General features: G+C 71.9%; 21 protein-coding genes. 9 read left to right on the forward strand and 12 right to left on the reverse strand.

The genetic code is table 11. The features are described from left to right. Position 1: 1 nt before the first annotated feature. From GT755_RS02485 to GT755_RS02495, 3 genes are read right to left on the reverse strand one after another with little or no spacing between them, the layout of a single operon-like run. Positions 2-859 (reverse strand): TatD family hydrolase, encoded by an 858-nt coding sequence (locus GT755_RS02485; RefSeq protein WP_161478043.1) that lies wholly within the window; start codon positions 857-859, stop codon positions 2-4. 2 nt (positions 860-861) lie between these two features. Next, positions 862-1,476, reverse strand: a complete 615-nt coding sequence (locus tag GT755_RS02490; RefSeq protein ID WP_328794136.1) for an EboA domain-containing protein — start codon at positions 1,474-1,476, stop codon at positions 862-864. Beyond that, positions 1,461-2,609 carry an inositol-3-phosphate synthase gene (locus tag GT755_RS02495; protein ID WP_161478044.1) on the reverse strand — a complete coding sequence of 383 codons (1,149 nt, stop codon included), beginning with the start codon at positions 2,607-2,609 and terminating at the stop codon, positions 1,461-1,463. The genes GT755_RS02490 and GT755_RS02495 overlap by 16 nt, the downstream gene beginning before the upstream one ends. Positions 2,610-3,000: 391 nt before the next feature. On the opposite strand from GT755_RS02495, the gene GT755_RS02500 reads away from it, so the two are divergent. Next, positions 3,001-3,639, forward strand: coding sequence for a neutral zinc metallopeptidase (locus tag GT755_RS02500; protein WP_161478045.1), 639 nt, complete (start codon positions 3,001-3,003; stop codon positions 3,637-3,639). On the opposite strand, the gene GT755_RS02505 is transcribed toward GT755_RS02500, so the two are convergent. The 7 genes from GT755_RS02505 to GT755_RS02535 form a co-directional block, all read right to left on the reverse strand. Next, positions 3,636-6,215, reverse strand: a complete 2,580-nt coding sequence (locus GT755_RS02505; protein WP_161478046.1) for a M48 family metalloprotease — start codon at positions 6,213-6,215, stop codon at positions 3,636-3,638. The two genes, GT755_RS02500 and GT755_RS02505, sit on opposite strands and share 4 nt — an antisense overlap. After that, positions 6,212-6,661: a hypothetical protein gene (locus GT755_RS02510; RefSeq protein WP_161478047.1), complete on the reverse strand. Its 450-nt coding sequence runs from the start codon at positions 6,659-6,661 to the stop codon at positions 6,212-6,214. Before GT755_RS02510 ends, GT755_RS02505 begins: the two co-directional genes overlap by 4 nt. Before the next feature lie 99 nt (positions 6,662-6,760). Next, the gene (locus GT755_RS02515; RefSeq protein ID WP_161478048.1) at positions 6,761-7,636 is read right to left on the reverse strand and encodes a hypothetical protein; all 876 of its coding nucleotides are present in this window, start codon (positions 7,634-7,636) and stop codon (positions 6,761-6,763) included. Then, positions 7,633-8,148 (reverse strand): RNA polymerase sigma factor, encoded by a 516-nt coding sequence (locus tag GT755_RS02520; RefSeq protein WP_161478049.1) that lies wholly within the window; start codon positions 8,146-8,148, stop codon positions 7,633-7,635. Before GT755_RS02520 ends, GT755_RS02515 begins: the two co-directional genes overlap by 4 nt. A 30-nt stretch (positions 8,149-8,178) precedes the next feature. Further along, positions 8,179-8,361, reverse strand: coding sequence for an EF-hand domain-containing protein (locus GT755_RS02525; protein WP_161478050.1), 183 nt, complete (start codon positions 8,359-8,361; stop codon positions 8,179-8,181). A 9-nt stretch (positions 8,362-8,370) separates the two neighbouring features. Then, complete coding sequence (locus GT755_RS02530) at positions 8,371-9,177, reverse strand: GNAT family N-acetyltransferase (protein ID WP_161478051.1); 807 nt, start codon at positions 9,175-9,177, stop codon at positions 8,371-8,373. Between the two features lie 62 nt (positions 9,178-9,239). Beyond that, the gene (locus GT755_RS02535) at positions 9,240-10,142 is read right to left on the reverse strand and encodes a TetR/AcrR family transcriptional regulator C-terminal domain-containing protein (RefSeq protein ID WP_161478052.1); all 903 of its coding nucleotides are present in this window, start codon (positions 10,140-10,142) and stop codon (positions 9,240-9,242) included. Between the two features lie 83 nt (positions 10,143-10,225). Here GT755_RS02535 and GT755_RS02540 point away from each other — a divergent pair, with 83 nt between their 5' ends. Beyond that, a complete protein-coding gene (locus tag GT755_RS02540) occupies positions 10,226-11,068 on the forward strand; it encodes an alpha/beta fold hydrolase (protein WP_161478053.1) in 843 nt (280 codons plus the stop codon). 313 nt (positions 11,069-11,381) lie between these two features. Here GT755_RS02540 and GT755_RS02545 read toward each other — a convergent pair whose 3' ends face one another. Both GT755_RS02545 and GT755_RS02550 read right to left on the reverse strand, forming a co-directional pair. Continuing rightward, positions 11,382-12,002, reverse strand: a complete 621-nt coding sequence (locus tag GT755_RS02545) for a hypothetical protein (RefSeq protein ID WP_161478054.1) — start codon at positions 12,000-12,002, stop codon at positions 11,382-11,384. A gap of 96 nt (positions 12,003-12,098) precedes the next feature. Further along, a complete protein-coding gene (locus GT755_RS02550; RefSeq protein WP_161478055.1) occupies positions 12,099-13,415 on the reverse strand; it encodes a glycosyl hydrolase in 1,317 nt (438 codons plus the stop codon). A 105-nt stretch (positions 13,416-13,520) separates the two neighbouring features. Between GT755_RS02550 and GT755_RS02555 the strand changes: the two genes are divergently transcribed. From GT755_RS02555 to GT755_RS02585, 7 genes are all read left to right on the forward strand, one after another. Beyond that, entirely contained in the window at positions 13,521-14,060 is a 540-nt protein-coding gene (locus GT755_RS02555; RefSeq protein ID WP_161478056.1) for an RNA 2'-phosphotransferase, read from the forward strand. 97 nt (positions 14,061-14,157) lie between these two features. Continuing rightward, positions 14,158-15,012 carry an NAD-dependent epimerase/dehydratase family protein gene (locus tag GT755_RS02560; RefSeq protein ID WP_161478057.1) on the forward strand — a complete coding sequence of 285 codons (855 nt, stop codon included), beginning with the start codon at positions 14,158-14,160 and terminating at the stop codon, positions 15,010-15,012. 82 nt (positions 15,013-15,094) lie between these two features. Continuing rightward, positions 15,095-16,348 carry an enolase C-terminal domain-like protein gene (locus tag GT755_RS02565; RefSeq protein WP_202609537.1) on the forward strand — a complete coding sequence of 418 codons (1,254 nt, stop codon included), beginning with the start codon at positions 15,095-15,097 and terminating at the stop codon, positions 16,346-16,348. Between the two features lie 44 nt (positions 16,349-16,392). Next, the gene (locus tag GT755_RS02570; protein WP_161478058.1) at positions 16,393-17,934 is read left to right on the forward strand and encodes a substrate-binding domain-containing protein; all 1,542 of its coding nucleotides are present in this window, start codon (positions 16,393-16,395) and stop codon (positions 17,932-17,934) included. Between the two features lie 86 nt (positions 17,935-18,020). After that, complete coding sequence (locus GT755_RS02575) at positions 18,021-19,394, forward strand: ABC transporter substrate-binding protein (RefSeq protein ID WP_161478059.1); 1,374 nt, start codon at positions 18,021-18,023, stop codon at positions 19,392-19,394. Between the two features lie 2 nt (positions 19,395-19,396). Continuing rightward, entirely contained in the window at positions 19,397-20,299 is a 903-nt protein-coding gene (locus GT755_RS02580) for a carbohydrate ABC transporter permease (RefSeq protein WP_161478060.1), read from the forward strand. Then, complete coding sequence (locus GT755_RS02585; RefSeq protein WP_202609538.1) at positions 20,296-21,120, forward strand: carbohydrate ABC transporter permease; 825 nt, start codon at positions 20,296-20,298, stop codon at positions 21,118-21,120. The genes GT755_RS02580 and GT755_RS02585 overlap by 4 nt, the downstream gene beginning before the upstream one ends. Position 21,121: the final 1 nt, after the last annotated feature.

Here is a 21,121-nt window from a genome sequence, read left to right on the forward strand (position 1 = left end):
GTCAGGCGTCCTTGCGCACGCCGCGCAGCACCGAGTTGCCCTCGAAGGTCTCGTCGGTCTTCAGGTCCTCCAGGTCGAGGCGGCCCGACTGGCCGTAGAACTCGACCGGGTTGCGCCACAGCACCTTGTCGACGTCGTCGGCGCTGAACCCGGCGGCCAGCATCGCGTCGCCGGTCTTGCGGGTCTTCAGCGGGTCGCTGCGGCCCCAGTCGGCGGCGGAGTTGACCAGCATCCGGTCGGTGCCGAACTCCTGGAGGATGCGGACCATGCGGTCCTCGTCCATCTTGGTGTCGGGGTAGATCGAGAACGCGGCCCAGCTGCCCGACTCGACGACCATCTTCACGGTCATCTCGTTGAGGTGGTCGACCACGACCATGCCCGGGTCGATGCCCGACTCGCGCACGACGTCGAGGGTCCGCTTGGTGCCGGCGGCCTTGTCGCGGTGGGGGGTGTGGACCATGATCGGCAGCTCGTGCTCCTTCGCCAAGTCGAGCTGACGCGTGAAGGCCTCGTCCTCCTCCTTGGTCATCGAGTCGTAGCCGACCTCGCCGACCGCGACCACGCCGTCCTTGGCGAGGTAGCGCGGCAGCTCGTCGAGGACGTCCACGCAGCGCGGGTCGTTGGCCTCTTTCGGGTTCAGCGCGATCGTGCAGTGGTGGCGGATGCCGAACTGCGCGGCCCGGAAGGGCTCCCAGCCCACGAGGGAGTCGAAGTAGTCGAGGAACGAGCGCACCCCGGTGCGCGGCTGGCCCAGCCAGAAGGCGGGCTCGACCAGGGCGCGGACGCCGGCCTCGTACATGGCCTCGTAGTCGTCGGTGGTCCGCGACGTCATGTGGATGTGCGGGTCGAAGATACGCATGTTCAGGACTCCTGGTCGGCGAGTTGGAGCACGAGGTGCACGTCGTCGGGCACCACGCGGCCGGCCGCTTCGCGCTCCTTGGCGAAGTCGGTCAGCATGCGGGCCAGCTCGGCGTCGGCGCGGTCGGCCAGGCCCGCGACCGCGGCCACGGGAACGCCCACGAAAACGCACTTGAGCACGCCGTGCCGCCAGCTCTCGTCGTCGAGGTGGGCGGCGGCGTAGGGGCCCATGGCGGCGGCCACGAGCCGGGTGTCGTTGGTGCGCAGGGCGTCGCGCACCAGCGGCAGCCCCTCGTCACCGAGGCCGAGGATGGGCAGCGCGCGCAGCACCGCCCGCTTCTCGGCGTTGTCCCCGTCGGCGTACGCCCGGGACACCGCCGCGGCCCGGGGCCGCGGCAGCGCGTCGAGCAGCAGGGCGCGGGCGGCGTCGTCGGCCGTCCAGCCGGTCAGGTTCTCCAGGGCGCCCCGGCCGACCTTCCGCCCGGCCGCCGGGAACAGCACGGCCAGTTTCGCGGGGTCGTCGGCGATCTTCCTGCGGGCGTCCTCCAGCCACGCCGCCGCCTCGGGGGTGAGGTCGAGGGCGGCGCGCAGGTCGTCGGGCGTCATCGGGCCGCCCACTCTCGCAGGGTGTCGTACTGGGCGAGCAGCCGGTGCTCGTCGGTGCCGACGGGGTCCTTGAAGAAGAAGCCGAGCGCGGTCAGCGCGCCCGACTCGCCCTGCTCGTGCGCCCACGACGTGAACCGGGCCAGGTCGAGCACGAGCGGCGCGGCCAGCGCCGAGTCGCACCCCTGCCAGGTGAACTGCATCGTCATCCGGACGCCGAGGAAGCCCTCGAACAGGATGTGGTCCCAGGCGGTCTTCCAGTCGCCCAGGTCGGGGACGTAGTCGATGTGGACGTCGCCCCCGGCGGAGTACCCGAGCATCTTCGCCATGCCGCGCTGCTTGGAGGCCGTCTTGCTGGCCGCGGCGGCCGGGTCGGCCAGGGTCGCCCCGTCGCCGCCGCCGAGTAGGTTGGTGCCCGACCACGACAGCACCCGCAGCGCCCGGGTGGTGAACATCGGCGCGAGCGCCGACCGCATGAGCGTCTCCCCGGTCTTGCCGTCGCTGCCGGCGTACGGGACGCCGCGCGACCTGGCCAGCTCGTCGAGGGCCGGCAGGCGGGCGCCGGTCGACGGGGTGAAGTCGACGAAGGCGCAGCCGGCCTCGAAGGCGGCGTAGGCGTACACGGAACTGGGCGGCAGCACGTAGGCGTCGGTCTCCATGGCCTTCGTGAGCGCCGTGAGGTCGTCGTGCTCGGGACGGTAGGCGCTGGGCGGCTCCGTCGACGAGACGTTGATCACGACGACCCGGTCGAGCCCGTGCCGCTCGCGGAACCCCGCGATGTCGGCGGCCAGCCGGGCCACGACCTGGAGCTGCGGCACCGCGTCCTCGACGTGCACGCCGTCGCGGATCTCCGCCTCGACCGCCGTCACCTCGGGCAGCACCGCCGCCGCGATGTCGCGCGGGACCACCCCCGAGGTGGTCAGCTGCTCCACGCGCTTGGCGAGGGGCGTGGCCACGATGTCGTGGCCGCCGAACACGAGCTCCCCGAATCCGGCCAACGGAAGCTGGGCGAAGTCCGGCAGTTCCGAGACCAGGCCCACAGGGGCGGCAAGCCCTAACCGCACGGCGGTGGCACCCGCCATCGCGGTGGTCGCCACCGATCCCCGAACCCCAACGAACCAGACGCCTGTCCGACTCTGCTTCACCATCACCGGCTTCCCTTTCGATATATATCTCCGAAGGGACGGCTGATGAGGTCGGGTGGAGCCGGCCTATGGCACGCTGAGTCCCCGGTCGGAGGACGCGCACGCCGAACGCGTCTACGGTTCAAAAACCCTGCTTGACCTATGGCGTGCCACCGCCGCCAAGCCCGAGACGTCCATATTGTTACGGTCCGGTACAGGTCGGGTCAATGCCGCGAACCACCCCGTCACGCTCCGTGATCTCTCGAAGCCAGAGCCACACCACCGCCGCGCCTAACGTTTCCATAAATGTCAAATAAAGAATGGAATAAGCATATAAACATATCCCTGGAGCGGCAGTTCTTCCGGAATCGGCGACGAAGATAGCCTGCGAATCAGCCGAATACGGAGAATTCAAATGAGATCAAGATTACGGCTGATTCCCGCTCTCGTCCTGGTTCTGGCGTCCATCGGTTTCGGGGCCCGTCCGGCCACCGCCGCCGAGGACATCCAGGGCGACATCCGCACCGCGGTGTCCGTGACCAGGGCTTTCTGGGCCTCGCACTGGTATGACTATTTCCGCGTCCGCTATCTGCCGCCGCGCGTGCTCGGCGGCTACAACGGCTACAGCCCCAATCGCCCGGCCTGCGGCGGGCAGCCGCTCCGTCCCTACAACGCCGGCTACTGCGCGGCCGGGCATTACATCGCCTGGGACGTCAACCTCATGCGACTCGGTTACGAGTACGGCGACGGCTGGATCTACCACGTCATCGCCCACGAATGGGGCCACGCGGTTCAGGCCAACCTTCCGCCCGGCCTGCACTGGGGCCGGCTCGAACTCCAGGCCGACTGCTTCGCTGGCGCCGCGCTCCAGGGCGCCGCCGACGACGGGGCCCTGGTCTGGGAGCGGGGCGACACGGCGGAGATCCAGAGGATCCTGCGGCTGCTCTCGGGCGACACCCCGTGGACCCGGCCGGGTGACCACGGGAGCGTGTCGCAGCGCATGTGGGCGTTCCGGCTGGGGGTGCGCGGGGGCGTGCCGGCCTGCGTCCCCTAGAGGGCGCCGTCCTCGTGTTGGACCAGCGTGCAGTAGTGGGCCAGGCGCGACGTCGTCCGGCCCACCATCCCCGCGTCGGCACGGCCGAACCACGTGTAGCCGGCCTGCGCGAAGATCCGCAGCCCGTCGTCGTCGGCGGAGGCGATGCGGTTGACCGTCCGGGCGACCGTCAGCCAGTGCCCCCGGTCCATGTCGAGCACGTCGGCGGCGCGGGTGCCCCGGTAGGCGGCGAGAACGTCGCGGCAGGCGCCCGGCCGGGGCAGGGTGCGCTCCCTGATCGGCTGCCGGAGCGCCTCGATCACCTCGGGGCTCCACCGGGCGGGCGACTCGGGGAGGACACGGAGGTACCACGCCCACTGGGTCACCGCTCCGACGATCCCCGTGGCGGCCACCACGGCGACCACCGCGATCGCGGCGATCCGGACCGTCAGGGGCCGCGGGGCCGGGACCGCGGTCGCGGGCGGCCGGACGGCCCGGACGAGGGCGGCGACCACGGCCAGGAGCAGGCCGGGGAACAGGGCGTAGGCGAAGGTGAGGACGTAGTAGTTGCCCAGCGTGGCCGGGAACGAGGCGCCCTGGGTGTAGCAGGACAGGGCGCGCGCCGGACCGCACTCCGCGAGGGTGATGTGGCCGAGCAGCACGAGCGCCATCGGAACCCCGGCCACCGCGAGTGCCGGGGCCGTGTGGGCGGCGGCCCACATGATCCGCCGCCGGCCGCCCGTCACGGCGCCGACGACCAGGGCGGCCACCCCGAAGAGGGCCACGGCGACGCCGATCAGGACGTACACCGAGGTCAGTTGCCGGCCGGTGCGGGCCGCCTCGGAGAGCGAGGGCTGCAGGGCGAAGCCCGCCGCGAGCATCACCAGCACCGAGGCGGAGGCGGCCGCGAGGGCGGCGAGGAACCGCGAGTGCGCGCGGGCGAGTGGCGCCGGCGGCGCGCCGTCGAGATGGAGGGCGAGCGGCCGGGCGGGCCGGCCCCGCCGCGCGCCCGCCGCGACCAGGAACCCGCCGGCCAGCACGATCGTGAACAGGTGCACGGGATGCCGCGCGGCGAACAGGGCGAGGATCGCCGGCAGCTGACGCGAGTCGGCGACCTCGCCGATCAGCTGGACCCCGTGGTGCCACAACCCCAGCCAGGGCCCGATCACCAGGGCGCCGACGGCCACCGCCGTCAGCGTGACCACCCGGACCCGGTTCGCCATGGGCAACCAGGCGGTCGCGCACGCCTTCGCCCACGACAGGAAGAGCCGGACGAGCACCAGCAGACCGGCCGCCATCAGCGCCGCCGCGAGCGGGTCACGTTCGAGCCCGGTCCAGAAGTTGCGGCTCTGGGACTGCACGAACCACTGCCCCAGGAGGAGCCCGGCCGTCATGGCCGCCGCCGACACCCACAACCGCCCGCCGCCCGCCAGACCGGCCGGGACCGCCCGCCACACCGCCACGAGCGCGGTGCCCGACAGCAGGGCGCCGAAGAGGACACCGGGCAGGAAGGCCTTCGCGTCGGGCCCGGACTCGAAGTTGACGTAGGCGAAGGAGTCGAAGACCGGCCCGAAGCACATGCCGGAGAGCAGGCCGACGGTGAGCAGTTCCCCGGCGCCCGGCCGCGACAGGCGGCCCGGGTCGGTCAGCACCGTCGTCCTGCGGCCCGGCCCCGGATGGTTGCCGAGCCTGCGGTACCAGCTCAGTGGCCGGGCCCGCTCGACGGCCGCCTTCACGCCCTCCATCCGGGCGGGGGTGTCCCCCGCCCGCACGTCGGCGTGGTGCTCACGGGATCGCAGCACGGCGGTGCGCGACGACCACAACAGGAGCAGGATCACCGCGAGGAAGAGGACGACCGCGGTCAGCCCCGCCGGGTTCCACACGGCCGTCGCGACCACGAACGGCAGCGCCCCGGTGAGCAGGAAGGCCCACCAGACGGCCACGGTGACGTGGGCGACGCCGACGTCGCGGTTGCGGATGTGCGCGAGCTCGTGCCGCAGCAGCGCCTCGGCGACCTGCGGCTCCTCCTTGTACGCCAGCACCGTGCCCATGCTCAGCACGACGGTGTGCCTGCCGGGCAGCCCGAACGTGCGCCCCGACAGGTCGGAGCGGGCCGGGTCGACGAGCAGCCGGACCGTCCGGCGCGGCGTCTCCTCGGCGAGGATCTGCGCGAACCGGGCCAGGACCGCGTCGTGATGGGGCCCCGCGCCCGCCTCCGCCAGCGCCATGGGCCGGTGGCGGGCGGCGAACACCGGGTGCAGCAGGTAGAGGACGACCGTGGCGACCAGGGGCGCGGCGAGCATCGCCACGGGGATCAGCGAGTCGATCATGGTGACGCGGACGGCGCAGGCGGCGTACCGGTCGGCCACGGCCGCCGCCTCCTCCAGCCGGCCGGAGCGCAGGGCCGCCAGGCAGTGCCCGGCGCGCACCTGCTCGGGCGTGTTCGCCACCGTCCACCACAGGGTGCGCAGGTAGAGGTCGACGAACAGGGCCCCGGCGACGGTCGCGAGGATGAGGACGAGGAACCGCGACGTCGTGGACGAGGGCAGCAGGAAGGGGTTGAGCCGTGGTGCGTCCCGGGTCTCCGGGCCGGTCACCGCTCCCCCGACAGGTGCCCGAAGAGCGCCTGCCGGAGTCGCAGCGCGACCGTCTCCTCGACGCCGATCGAGACCGCGATCCGCTCGACCGCCTGCGTGACCTCCTTGACCTGCTCGGGGGTCAGGTCGAGCACGGTCTCGGGCGGAGCGATCTCGGGCGCCCTCTTCCGGCGCAGGAACCCCCGCACCCGTTTGGACGTGCCCTTGGCCGCCGTCTCGACGAAGGTGGTCAGCGTGTTGGTCGCGGCGGCGCTGAGAGCTCCGAGCACGATCGGGGTGAGCAGGGCGACCGCCTCGGCCAGCCCGAAGGCGAGCGGCTCGTCGCGACCGGGCCCGAAGGCGCGTGCGGGGTCACGCCGCACGGCCTGCGCGATGGCGGGGAAGTACTCCGCCTCTTCTGGCGACACCTCGGCGACGATCGCGGCCGCCACTTCGTCAAGTCGCATGATTTCCCTCGGGGTCGAACGGCGACGTGACCGGAGTTTAAATGCCGTTTTCCCGAGAGAAAATGAATTCCATAAATGTCGAACGCTTTGTGGAATCGATTAGCCTTCCAGGTCGGGAGGGGGCGCGGACCCGTTGTAGAAGGGGTTCTCACCGAGCCGCCGCTCCGTCACCAGCAGCCGCACCACCCCTTCACGGACCTGCCACGCGTTCCAGACGGTCCACCGGTCGCCGGGGGTGACGTCGGCGAACGACAACCCTCCGTCGGCCGCGATCTCGATTCTCTGGTACGTCACCCGCAGGCCCCGCCGCTCCGCCTCGGCCCTGACGTCCTTCACCGGCGCGCCGTGCCGCAGTCTGACCCCGTGGAGCGGCCCGCCGGGCGCGAGGGCCCTGTCGAAGTCGGCGTAGTCCTCTCCCGGCCGGGCGGGCCGGCCGAGGCGGATGTGGACGGAGCCGGGGAAACCCTCGGGCACCCGGACGATCAGGGAGCAGCCCGGCCGGGCGGGTTCGCAGCCCTTCGGCTCCGGATCGGCGCTCAGCACGACCCCGTCGTAGGCGAACTCGCCGCCGATCTCGCCGGGACGGTCGAAGGTCCCGCCGATCATCATGCCGAGCGACCTGCCCGCCGACAGCGGCGAGACCGGCAGCGGCCGGATCCGCACGTCGAGCCCGACCGCCCGGAAGGCCTCGGTGAACCGCTCGTGGTCGGCGAAGGGGTCGAGGATCCGGGCGACGTACTGCCTCCCCTCCAGGTGGATCTCGACGGCCGCGTTGGCGTAGGAGGTCACGATCTGCGGCGGCGTCAGCGTCACGACGAGCCCGGCGGCGACGGCCACCAGCGCGGGACGCAGGAGGCGGCGCCGCCGGACCGGCGCGGGCTCGCTCATCACCTGGGCCAGCAGCGCGCGGGCGCCCGGCGCGTCCGGGTCGCCGCCCCGGGCGGACGGGTCGAGGGTCGTCAGCAGGTCGGTCATCGGATCTCTCCCAGGGGTGCCAGGGCGAACGAGGTGGGCACGCCGTTGGCGGCCAGCGCCTGCGCGAACCGGCGGCGGGCGCGGTGGAGGCGGACGCGGACGTTGTTACGGGTGATGCCGAGCGTCACGGCGATCTCGTCGTGGCCGAGCCCTTCCCAGGCGACCAGGGCGAGCAGTTCGCGGTCGCCGTCGGGCAGCGCGCGGAAGGTCTGCCCGATCACGCTCATCTCGACGCCGGGCGTCTCGGCGTACAGGTCGGCCATCTCGGCGTCGAGCAGCGCGTCGCGGCGGCCGCTCCTGCGATGCTCGGACAGGACGCGGCGGGCGACGGCGTAGAGCCAGAGGATCGCCTCGTCGCCGCGTGGGATCTTCTCGCGTTTGCGCCAGGCCACGGCATAGGTGTCCGCGACGACGTCGGCGGCGTCCTGCGGCGACGCGCAACGGCGCACCGCGTAGCGGGTGAGCCGTTCGTAGGTGTCGCGGAAGACGGCCTCGAAGGTTTCGGGGGTCACGTCCCCCTTATGACGTTCCGGGCCCGGGCATTACCCGATGAGGCGGGAGAATTCCTCGAAGGAGTAGCGGCCGTCGCCGTCGGCGTCGAGACCGGTCGCGTAGGCCCCCAGAGCCTCGGCGGGAAGCTGGGGGAAGTGGGCGACGATCTCGGCCTCGGTGACGAATCCGTCGCCGTCGGCGTCGATGGCGTCGAACGTAGCCTTCAGGTCCACCTGGTCTCCTTATCCTCGGGCCACACCATAGTGCACAGTCCGGGCGACTTGGGCGAACCCTATCGAACGGTACAGACGCGCCGGAATCGGCCACGCATCGTCACCCCGGGGGCTGACCGTGGCGATCTCGGCGCCCAGGTCCCTCGCGGCGTGGAGGGCGGCCAGGCAGACGTCTCTGGCCAGCCCCTTCCCCCGGTGGTCGGGGACGGTGCCGACGGGCTCGATCAGCACGGCCTTGCGGGCGTCGTCGAGCCAGGCCAGGCAGTAGGCGGCCGTCTCGCCGTCCACGTCGGCGACGACGTCGAGCTCTCCGCGGTACGGCGGGGTCTTCTGGACGTTCCGGTAGCTCTCCTCGGTGACGCGCGAGGGGTAGAAGGCCTCCCGGTGGGCCCTCACCCGGCCCGCGACGTCGGTGACGGGATGGCAGGCGGCTCGCGGCTCGGGCAGGTCCTCCAGGTCGCGTACCAGATGCAGGAAGAACGGCCCTTCCATCTGGACGAACCCGCGCGCCTCGACGGCGCGCACCAGGTGCGGCTCGGCGCTGGAGACCACGACGCTCTCGGGCTCGGTGATCTCCCCGAACCAGTCGAGGACCGCACCGGCCCAGTGCTCGTCGACGGCCTGGAGGTTGAGGTGGCCGGGCAGCTCGGCCCATCCCCACGCGACGACCTGGCCATTCGAGCGCCAGACCTTCGTGGGCCACTCGTGCTCACGGCCGGTGTGCTGGCGCAGCCCCCAGGCGAGGTCGCCGACGTGCCACCGGGCACCGGGGAACCACAGACGGGAGGTGAGGCCCTGCATGGCGTCGATGCTCATCGCCCGATCCTGCCGCAAAGAGATCAAGCTTCCGGCGCATCCGGTCCACCGGGTGACCACTTTCAGCCTTGGAGGGCTCGGCGGCGGGCGTCGAGGCCGTCGAGGAGGCGTTGGAGGCCGTACTCGAAGACGGTGTCGAGGTCGAAGTCGAACTCCTCGCCGACGACGTGACCGAGACCGGGATGGTCCGGCGAGGCGGCCCAGCGGCGCAGGCCGCGGCCCTGGTGGCGCATCCAGTCGTCGGCGGTCATGCCGGTGTCCTCCTCCGCGCGGGTCTCGGCCAGGCGGACCAGGGCCATGCCGCGGACGTGGCCGAACAGGTTGATGTGGGCGCAGAGCATGTCGTGGGCGTCGAAGCCCATCGCCCTCAGCGTGGTGAGCGACCATTCGGCGAGGGGCAGCACGTTCGGCATCACCTGGGGGCGGCTGAGCGAGAACACCTCGGCGGCCCAGGGGTGGCGGCCGAAGGCCGTCCAGAACAGGCGGGCCACGGCCTCCAGGCGGCGGCGCCACTCCGCCGGCGGGATGTCGGGGAGCAGGGCTCCGGCGAAGACGTGGTCGGCCATGCGGAGCGTGAGGTCGTTGCGGTTCGGCACGTGGCGGTAGAGGCCCATCGTCGACACGCCCAGCGACACGGCCACCCTGCGCACCGTGACCAGCGGCAGCCCTTCGGCGTCGGCGATCTCGATCGCCGCCTCGACGATCTCGGTGACCGACAGTCTCGGCCGCTGACTCTTGGCGGCGGTTGGGCGTCGGCGCACGATGGTGCCGCTGCCGGGGACCGTCTCGACCAGGCCCTCGGCCCTCAGCGCGCCGATCACCTTGGTGGCGGTGGCCATCGCGACGCCCCAGTCGCGGACGATCGCCCTGGTCGACGGCGCGGGCCCGCCCTCGGCGAGGCGGCCGCCGCGGATGTCGGCGGCGATCACGTCGGCGATCTGAAGATAACGGGGGCGGTCGGACACGGGCACCTCCAGTGCACTAGTGCGGTCTCTGCACTGTACTACTCGCTCTATTGCGTTATCCGGCTAGTGCGTACGTTGTAAGCATGACGCAATTTGCCATGTCGGCGGATGGCACGCCGATCGAGTACACCACCGTGGGGCAGGGGTCCCACGTCATCGTCGTCCCCGGGGCGCTCGCCCTGGCGGCCGACTTCTCCGGGCTCGCCGGGCTGCTGGCCGAACGGCACACCGTCCACGTCGTGCAGCGGCGCGGCCGTGGCCTCAGCGGGCCGCAGGGGGAGCACTACGGGATCGAGCGGGAATGCGAGGACGTCGAGGCCGTCCGGGCCGCCACCGGGGCCCGGCTGATCTTCGGGCACAGCTTCGGCGGGCTGGTGGCGCTGCGGGCGGCGTGCGGGAACCCGGAGTTCGACGCGGTGGCCGTCTACGAGCCCGGGGCCTCGGTCGGCGGGTCGATCCCGGCCGGCTGGATCGGCCGCGCCCGCCGGGAGATCGCCGAGGGGCGGAATCTGGAGGCGTTCCTGACCTTCGTCGGCGGGACCGGCCCCTCGCTGGTGAGACGGCTGCCCCGGTGGTACCTGAAAGCCGTGCTGCGGATGGCGATCCCCCGCGCCGAGATGCGGCAGAAGCTCGCCCTCATGCCCCAGGCGGTCGCCGAACACGCGGAGGTGGGCCGCCTCGACCCTCACGTGGCCGACTACGCCGCCGTCGGAGCGGCCACCCTGATCATGCGCGGCAAGGGACGCCCCGGCGACCCCCAGGACCTCGCCCACACCCGCCTGGCCGAGACGATCCCCGACGCCCGGAGGGCGGCCTTCCCCTCCCTCGACCACTTCGCCCCCGAGAAGAAGCCCGGAGCGCTCGCCGACACGATCCTGACGTTCTTCGCCACGCACGCGCAGCAGGACGCCCAGATCGAACGGTGACCCGGGAGAACGCCGCGGAAGCCGTGGCCCGGGGATGGCCACGGCCCCACGGCCATCAGACCGCGCGGAACCGGGCGTTCCCGGCCGAGGCGCCGGCGTACACGAGGGCCGGGGCTGATCAGAGCATCGTCGGATTACGGCGGATGCGTCAGTTCGGGCCGACCTCCCGGACTCCGGGCAACCTGATCAGGCGGTAGAGGAGCTCCGTCAGGCCTGTCGTGTCGTCCAGGTCCACCCAGAACATGGTGCTGAAACAGACGTCGGTGGGCAGTTTCCACCGTGGGCCGAGGCGGCGCAGATAGGTGAGGTAGTTTCACCGGGCATGCGCCGGGGTCTCCTCGTAGACGATCGGATCGCCGGGCAGGGCCCGCAGGTGGTCGGCGACCGCCGCCAGCTCCGCGCCCGTGGCGGCGCCGCGCCCCGCGCAGCTGAGATCCTCCTCGGTCGCGGGTCCGCACATCTGGACGCGGACATCCGCACGGCCGCTCCAGTACATGACCGGCCAGACGTAGACGTTGGTGACCGCGGGGATCTTCTCGAAGTCCTCGATCAGGACCTCGGGGACGACCTCGGCCACCGCCTCGGCCTCGATGGAGTACGGGAGGTCCTTCGCGGCGATGAAGGATGACCAGTCGGTCTTGTCGGGGGCGTTCGACCATTCGGCCGTGTGCTCGAAGCCTTCGGCTCCTTCCTCCGGACCGACGAGACGTGCCTCGGTGATCCTCGGATCGGAGGCGACCGCGACGGTCGCGGCGTCGATCTGCGACGGTGTCGCCGCGCCCTCCGGGCAGTGTTCTTCGACGCCGAGCCCGGTGCCGCCGCAGAGGTAGACCGACACGGTCCACTTGTGCGGCCAGGGGTCCCTGGCCGCCGCTCCCCCGCTCGCCGACGCACCGGCGAGCACCAGGGTCGCGGAGATCAATAACCGGAGCATCGTCGGATTATGCCGTGAAAACAGGGCCATCCCGGGACCCGGGCGAAATGCCGGGGGTGCGGGTCCCGGGATGGCGGTCCTGCCGGATCGGAGTGGCTAGCGGGGCAGCGCCTGGAAGGCGCGGCCGACCGCGGTCGGGGTGCCGTTGTCGCGGAACAGGCCGCTGTTGACGCCGCTGGCGCCCGCGCCGATGCCGAACCAGGCGTAGCGCTCGACGAACGGGAGGGACTGGAGCATCTTGGCCGACTCGGTCACGAACGCCGCCTGCTGGGCCTCGGTCGGGTAGCGGACGCCGTTGCTGAAGTCGATCAGGGCGAACTCGGTCAGCCAGATGGGCTTCTTGTAGCGGTCGTACACGGCCTGGAGGTAGCCCTTGAGCTGCTGGACGGCGCGCTCGGTGACGAAGTCGCCGCCGTACCAGTGCAGCGGGATGAAGTCGACGCGGTAGCCGCGCTGCTTCGCGCCGGTCATGAAGCGGTCGAGCCAGCCGCCCGCGCGGTCGCCGCCCCACGCCACGGCGGGGGCGCCGAGGATCTTGCCGGCGTCCTGGAGCCTCGGCCACAGTTCGAGGGCCTTCTCGACCGTCATGTTGGCCTGGTCGGCGAAGTCGGGCTCGTTGAAGCCGAGCAGGTAGGGGCCGGCCGCCTTGGCCTTGGCCAGATTGGCGTCGGTGACGCTGTTGGCGCCCCAGATCATCGGGACGAACTGGCTGTCGGCCGGGGTGGTGATGTTGGCGTGGTCGACGGCCCAGGTGTAGTACCAGCTCGCCTGCGCGTTGGCGACGGCGGCGTTGACTCCGGGGATCTGCCAGACCGCGACGCCCTTCTTGCCCTTGGCGGTCGCCGGAGGCGTGCTCGGGCTCGACGAGGGGGTCGGCTTCGGGGTCGTCGTGGGCGTGGTGGTCGGGGTCGTGCCCGGAGTGCCGTCGCCGAAGACCTGGAACTCCCACAGGGAGACGCCGTACTGGCTGGACCGCTTGGTGGCGTGGAGGCGCACGTAGCGGGCGCTGGCCGACGCGTCGATCGTCTGCACGCCGCCCTTGCCGGCGGTGGTGGTGTGGATGGTCCGCCACGTCGCGGCGTCGTTCGAGGTCTGGATCTGGAAGGCGGTCGCGTACGCGCGCTCCCAGTTGAGCACGATCCGGCTGATCGGCGTGACCTTGCCCAGGTCGAGGCGGATCCACTGCGGGTCGGCGAACTTGCTGGACCAGCGGGTGCTCGTCTTGCCGTCGAAGGCCGCGGCCGCCGACAGGTCGCCCCGCTCGACCGACGAGGCCACCGCGGGACGACCCTGCGAGACCAGCGTGTCGGCGGCCTCGGCGGGCCCGACACCGGTGATCAGGGACGCGCTCAGGGCGGCCACGAGGGCGCCCCCGAGCGCGGCGCGCCGGCGGGGAACTGTCGTCAGAGTCATGGTTGTCCTTCGTAGGGGATGTCTGAACCGGAGACCCCGCGACGACCTGCGGATAACGAAAATCGAGAAGACGGCGGCATGTTTTTCCGGCCACACTCGACGACCATGGACGAACGGCGCATGGTGCGCATCTCGAAATACCTGGCCAAGCACCTGCGGCACCAGCCCGAACGCATCGGCCTGGTCCTCGACGAGCAGGGCTGGACCCCCGTCGACGACCTGATCGCGGCCGCCGCCGCGCACGGCTTCCCCTTCGACCGCGCCGAACTCGACCAGGTGGTCGAGGCCAACGACAAGAAGCGGTACGTCATCGAGGGCGGCCGCATCAGGGCCAGCCAGGGCCACTCGATCGAGGTCGACCTCGACCTGCCGGTGGTCGAGCCGCCCGAGGTGCTCTACCACGGGACCGCCCCGGCGGCGCTGGCCGCGATCCGGGCCGAGGGGCTGGTGCGGATGGCCCGGCACCACGTGCACCTGTCTCCCGACGTGGCCACGGCCGAGCGGGTGGGGGCGCGGCGGGGGCGTCCGGTGGTGCTGACCGTGGAGGCCGGGCGCATGCACGCCGAGGGCCACGAGTTCCGGGTGAGCGCCAACGGAGTGTGGCTGACCGATCGGGTGCCGCCGGGCTTCATCGACTTCCCCTAGATATACCGGCTATAAGATCGCCCGGCGAAGCACGTTGACAAACCCTCCTGCCCCGAGTTTTGCTCATAAGCAAAACGTTTTGCGAGAGGGTGATCGAATGGCCGACACACCCCGCCGGGTGCTGGTCACGGGGGCCGCGGGCAGGCTGGGCAGGGCCACGCTCGCGCTGCTGGCGGAGCTGGGGGTCGAGGCGACCGCGCTCGATCGGGAACCGACCGACGCCGACCGGGCCGTGGTGGGCGACGCGGGCGATCCGGCCACGGTCCGGCGGGCGCTGGCCGGGGTCGAGGCGGTGCTGCACTTCGCGGCCATCCCCGCGCCCACGCTCGGCACGCCCGCCGAGGTCTACTGCGGCAACACCCGGGCGACGTTCGTCGTGCTGGAGGAGGCGGGGCGGTTCGGGGTGCCCCGGGTGGCGCTGGCCAGCAGCCTGTCGGTGACCGGGATGCCCTGGGCGGCCAAGCCGCTGCACCCCGCCTACCTGCCGATCGACGAGCGGCTCCCGCTCCAGAACGAGGACCCCTACGGCCTGTCCAAAGAGGCCGACGAGGCGACCGGCGCGATGATGGCCCGGCGGTTCGGGATGGCCGTGGTGGCGCTGCGCTACCCGCTGCTCGGCGGCCCTGGCGACAAGTTCGACGACACGGCCGCCCGCTACGCCGACGACCCGGGCTCGGGGGCCGCCGAACTGTGGACCTACCTCGACGACCGCGACGCCGCCCGAGCCGCCTGGCTGGCCGTCACGGCCCCCCTCACCGGCTACCACGCCGTCTTCGTGACGGCCCCCGACACCCTCGCCCCCCAGCCGACCGAGGAGCTGCTCGACCGCTTCCATCCCGACGTGGAACGCCGGAGGAGATTCGAGGGCCGCGAGGCGCCGATCGACCTGACGGCGGCCGAGAGCCTGCTCGGCTTCCGTGCCCGGCACCTCTTCGCGGCAGCGGCTCGATGATCCACCGCGCCCGGACACCACTGCCCGCGAGCCGTCGCGTCGCCTACCTTCTCCCGATGGCGGACCGCTCAGGAGGGGACACGTGATCCCCGAGACCCAGGCCCCCTGGCCGCCGCGCGACAACCTGCGGATCACCCGGGTCCGGTCGATCGTGACCGCGCCCGGAGGGCCGCCTCTGGTGGTCGTCCGGGTCGACACCTCCGATCCGGGCCTGTACGGCCTGGGCTGCGCCACCTTCACCCAGCGCTTCCACGCCGTGGCCGCCGCCGTCGACGAGCACGTCGGGCCGATGCTCGTCGGCCGCCATCCGGCCGACATCGAGGACATCGTGCGGATGGTGCACTACTCGTCGTACTGGCGGGGCGGGCCGGTGCTGAACAGCGCGTTGTCCGGGGTCGACCAGGCCCTCTGGGACATCATGGGCAAACGCGCCGGCATGCCCGTCTACGAGCTGCTCGGCGGCAGGGTCAGAGCGGCCGCCGACACCTACCTCCACGCCGAGGGCGCCACGATCGAGGCCACCCTCGACCACGCCCGCCGGCTCCTCGACGCGGGCTACCGCAACGTCCGGCTGCAGACCGGCGCGCCCGGCCTGGGCCACTACGGCGCACCCGGCTCCCCGGGCGGCTACCCGGACGCGCCCTACCCCGACGGCTGGGACGTGCAGCGCTACCTTCGCGACACCCCGAAGCTCTTCGAACGGGCCCGGGAGGAGCTGGGCGAGGAGCCGGGGCTGCTGCACGACGTCCATTCGCGGCTCACGGTGAAGCAGGCGGTCGGGCTGGCGCGGGCGCTGGAGCCGTACCGGCTGTTCTTCCTGGAGGACCCGATCGCGCCCGAGTACTACGACCGCCTCCCCGAGGTCAGGGCGGCGGCGCCGATGCCGATCGCGGCCGGGGAGCAGCTCGGTTCGGTCGCCGACGCGGCCCGGCTGGTCATGAACGGCGGCGTCGACCTGCTGCGGCTGCACGTCTCGGCCGTCGGCGGGCTGACCCCGGTCAGGAAACTGGTCGCGCTCTGCGAGCTGAACGGGGTCGGCACCGCCTGGCACTCCCCCGCCGACGTCTCCCCCGTGGGCTCGGCGGCCAACATCGCCCTCGACGTCACCACCCACGCCTTCCAGATCCAGGAGGGCCACGTCTACCCCGACCCGGTCGTCGAGGTCTTCCCGGGCACGATCAACCCGGTCGGCGGCTACCTGTTCCCGCACGACGCCCCGGGCTGGGGCGTCGACCTCGACGAGGCCGCCGCCGCCAGGTTCCCACCCGAAACCCACCTCCACGAACGATGGGCGGGCCGGGTCCGCCGCCCGGACGGGGGGATCGAGCCTCCGTAGAAGTTACAGCCGGTGCAAGGTGCGTGTGGATATACGATCCCTCCATGGATCGGCGGGAGCGGAAGAAGGCCGAGACGCGCCGGGCGATCACCGGGGCCGCGCTGCGGCTGTTCGCCGAACGCGGGTTCGCCGCCGTCACGGTCGCCGACGTCGCCACCGAGGCCGACGTCGCGGTCAAGACGGTGTTCAACTACTTCCCGGCGAAGGAGCAGCTCTTCTTCGACGCCGATCCGCTGCTGCTGCCGCGCGGGCCGCTGCCCGAGGAGCCGGTGCCGCAGGTCGTGGCCGGCTGGGTGGCCGCGACCGGGGTCATCGACCGGGAGCGGGCGCGGGTCTACCGCGACAACGCCGACCTGCGGGCGCACGCCCGGGAGGCGTTCGCGGCGCGGGAGGAGGAGCTCGGCGCCGGGGTGACCGGCGCGCTGATCGCGGCGGCGGCCCGGCGGGTGTGGGAGTCGGCGATCCTGCGGGTCGCCGACGGCGTGCCCGCGCCCACCGCCGCCGAGGAGGCCCGCGACCGGCTGAAGGAGGCGCTGGCCTCGTTCGCCGCGCCGCCGGTCCGTCGCGCGCCCGCCCCCCGCGCCGACGCGCGGCGGCCCAGCATCCTGCTGGTGGCGCAGGCCGCCGGGGTCAGCGCGACCACGGTGTCCCACACGCTCAACGGGCGGCGGCCGGTCGCGGCGGAGACGCGGCGGCGGGTGCTGGAGGCGATCGACCGGCTCGGCTACCGGCCCAACGTGCTGGCCAGAGGGCTGCGCACCAACCGCAGCCAGACGATCGGGCTGGTCATCCCCGACATCACCAACCCGTTCTATCCGGCGCTGGCCCGGGGGCTGCAGGACGTGCTGCGCCCGGCCGGCTACGACGAGATCATCAGCAACACCGACGGCGACCGCGACATGGAACGTGCCGCGATCGAGCAGATGATCGCCCGGCAGGTCGACGGGCTGGCCTTCGCCGTCTTCCACACCCACGCCGAAGACCTGCTGCCGGTGATCGAGGCGGGGCTGCCGGTGGTCCGGCTGGGCGGCGTGCAGGTGCAGGAGGGCGTCGACCTGGTGCACAGCGACGACGAGGGCGGCGCCGCCGAGGCGACCCGCCACCTGCTCGAAGCGGGCTACCGGCGCATCGGCTTCGTCTGCGGGCCGCGCGCCGAGGGGCCCGCCGCCGAACGCGTCTCCGGCTACCGGCTGGCCCTCGCCTCGGCCGGGATCGAGGCCGATCCCCGGCTGGTCGTGCACACCAGCTTCAGCCGCTCGGGCGGCGCGGGCGGCACGTCGTGGCTGCTCGGCCTGGCGGAGCCGCCCGACGCGGTGTTGTGCGCCAACGACATCATGGCCCTGGGCGCCCTCGACGCGGCGGCGGCCCGCGGCCTGCGCGTCCCCGCCGACCTGGCGGTGATGGGCTTCGACGACATCGAGGCCGCCAGCCTGGTCTCGCCCCGGCTGACCACGATGGCCAACCCGGCGCGCGAGATCGGCCGCGCCTGCGGCGAACGCCTGCTCGCCCGGTTGTCGGGCACGCTCACCGAGAGCTCGACCGAGACGATCATCCCCGCCCGGCTGGTCCGCCGCGAATCGGCCTGACCCTTGACACGGGGTGTCCCGCGTGTAAATTCCAGGGACAGTCTTAACGATTTGCGTCCCACCCCCAGGGGGCCGACATGGCATCTATGAAAGCGCGAATCCTGTCCTTGGCCGCCGTCGCCACCTTGGTGGCCGCCGGTTGCTCGTCAGGCGGCGGGCAGACGAGCGAACCGGCCGCGTCCGGGCAGTCGCTCACGATGTGGACCTTCAAGCAGTCGCACGCGACCGCCCTCCAGAAGGCCGCCGAGCAGTTCACCGCGCAGACCGGCATCGGCGTCAAGGTCGAAGCCGTCACGCCCGACGACGTCTTCAAGAGCAAGATCCAGAGCGCCGCCCAGACGGGCGACCTGCCCGACGTGCTGGAGGCCCACGCCGCGGGTGAGGACCTGGAGCTCGGCGCCTCCGGCCTGCTCGCCGACATCAGCGGCGACGTGAACGACGCCTGGAAGGGCCGGTTCCTGCCGTCCACGCGGAACGCGGGCGTGCTCGACCAGGGCCGGATCGACCGCGCGGCGGCCGACTCGCCGTTCAAGCAGGCCAAGGCCGGGTCGATGTACGCCGTCCCGTTCACGGCCGGCGCGTTCGGCATCGTCTACGCCAACAAGGAGAAACTCCAGGCCGCCGGGCTCAGCCCTGACACTCCCCCGGCCAGCTGGGAGGAGTTCGTGGCGGCGCTCAAGACGTCCACGGAGAAGGACCCGCAGGCGGGCGGCCTGTCGCTCGGCCTGAAGGTCAGCCAGGTCGGGTTCAACTGGATCTACCAGCCGCTCGCCCACGCCTACCTGGGCAAGGAGAAGTTCCAGGGCCTGTTCGGCAAGGACACCGCAGCCGGGTTCGGCTCGCCCGACGGGGTCAAGACCCTCGACCTGTACGCGCAGCTCACGCCCTACTGGATGCCCGGCGCGACGACCCTCGGCATCGACGAGGCCGACATCGCCTTCGCCCAGGGCAAATCGGCCTACAACGTCGGCGGCACGTTCACCCTCGCGTTCCTGGCGCAGAACGGCATGTCGCCCGACAAGGTGCTCACCTTCCCGATCCCGCCCTCGGAGACCGGAGCCCACAAGGACATCGTGATGGCCCCGTTGGCTCTGACCTCCCTCGGTGTCACCTCGACCTCCAAGAACCGGGCCGCCGCGCTGAAGTGGATCGACTACGTCACCTCGCCGGCCGGGGCGGGCATCGTCGCCAAGGAGTCGCTCGACCTGCCGGCCACCGACCTGGGCGCCGAGGCGGCCACGCTGATGGGCCCCGAGCTGGCGGCGCTGCAGAAGTACTTCACCGGCGACCCCGCCAGCACCTACGACGCGGGCGACACGACGTTCTTCCCGGGCGGCTACGACCAGGTCAAGCCGGGTGACGCGTTCGTGCGGCTGTCACCGCTGAAGGAGCTCGACCCGGCGCAGGCCGGCAAGGAGCTCGACGCCATCTTCGGAGCGATGTGGAAGTCCGCCGAGTAGCCATGGCGTCCCGGTGGAAGGAGTGGGTCACCGGCTGGGCGTTCGTGTTCCCGGCCGTGGCCCTCTTCGCGGTGATGGGCGTCTACACGATCGGCAGCGGCCTCGCGCTGAGCTTCGCGTCGTGGAACGGGTTCACCCCGAACTGGATCTGGGTGGGCCTGGAGAACTACGCCGACCTGCTCTGGGCCGACCCGGCGCTGGCCCCGGGGGTGCGCCGGGCCGCGTGGAACACCCTCCAGGTGTGCGTGGCGGTGCCGCTGCTGACCGTGCTGATCTCGCTGCCGCTGGCGGTGACGCTCAACTCCGTGCGCCGCCTGCGGGGGCTGCTGCGCTCGGTCTACTTCCTCCCGTACGTCACCACCGGCATCGCCACCTACTACGCCTGGCGCTACCTGCTCGAACCGGAGGGTTCGATCAACCTGATGCTGCGCTCGGCGGGCCTCGGCTCGCTGGCGCAGCCGCAGGGCTGGCTGGCCAACCCGTCGACGGCGCTCTGGACGCTGATCCTGATCCTGGTCTGGTCGGCGGTGCCGACCGCGACGCTGCTCTACCTGACCGGGCTCCAGGCGATCGACCCGAGCATGGTCGAGGCGGCCCGCATCGACGGCGCGGCCCCCCGCCAGGTGCTGCGCCGGATCATCGTGCCGCTGCTGACGCCGATGACGGCCGGGATCGTGCTGCTGGGCGTGCGCGACTCGCTGCACGGGTTCCAGATCTTCCTGATCATGACCAACGGCGGGCCCGGCGGGCACACCAACGTGCTCGCCCTGGAGACCTACGAACTGGCCTTCTTCAAGGGGCTGGCGCCGACGCTCGGCCTGTCGAGCGCGCTGGGCTGGTTGTTGTTCGTCGGCGCCGTGCTGCTGACCCTGGCCAACGCCCGGCTGCTGAGGAGGGTGCGGTGACCGCCGCCCGCGTCGCGAGGACCGCCGCCTACGCGGCACTGTCGATCTACGCCGTGCTGAGCCTCTACCCGTTCCTGTGGATGGTGTCGGGGGCGTTCAAGACGCGGGAGGAGATCCTCGACGGCGGCCACCTGATCCCGCGCGAGCCGACCTTCGACACGATCGTCACCACGTGGAACCAGCTCGCGTTCGTCGACTACTTCCGCAACAGCCTGATCGTGACCGGGCTGACGGTGCTCGGCGTGCTGGTGGTCTACAGCCTGGCCTCCTACGCGTTCGCGGTGCTCCGGTTCCCCGGCGCGAAGGCGCTCTACTGGTTGTTCGTGGCGCTGCTGTTCGTCCCGGGGATCACGGTGCTGCTGCCGGTGGTGATCCTGGAGAACCGGCTGGGCCTGCTCGGCACCCACATGGGGCTGGTGCTGCCCTTCGTCAACGGCACGGCTCCGCTGACGGTGCTGCTGCTGACGGCGGCGTACCGGAGCGTGCCGAAGGAGCTGCGCGAGGCCGCGCGGGCCGACGGCGCGAGCGAGGCACGGATCTTCCTGCGCGTCTACCTGCCGCTGACCCGGCCCGCGCACGTCACGATCGCGGTGCTGACGGCGGTGCCGACGTGGAACGAGTACGTGCTGAGCCGGGTCTCCCTCAACGACGAGTCGCTCTACACGTTGCCCCTGGGGCTGGAGTCCCTGATTTCCGGTACCGTCGTCCGCTACAACGAGGTGCTCGCGGCATCATTGATCATGGTGCTGCCGGTGATCGCGCTGTTCGCGTTCCTGCAGCGCTACTTCGTCAACGGGCTGGTCGGTGCGGTGAAAGGGTGAC

This window comes from Herbidospora solisilvae (assembly GCF_009901565.1).
Taxonomy (GTDB): domain Bacteria; phylum Actinomycetota; class Actinomycetes; order Streptosporangiales; family Streptosporangiaceae; genus Herbidospora; species Herbidospora solisilvae.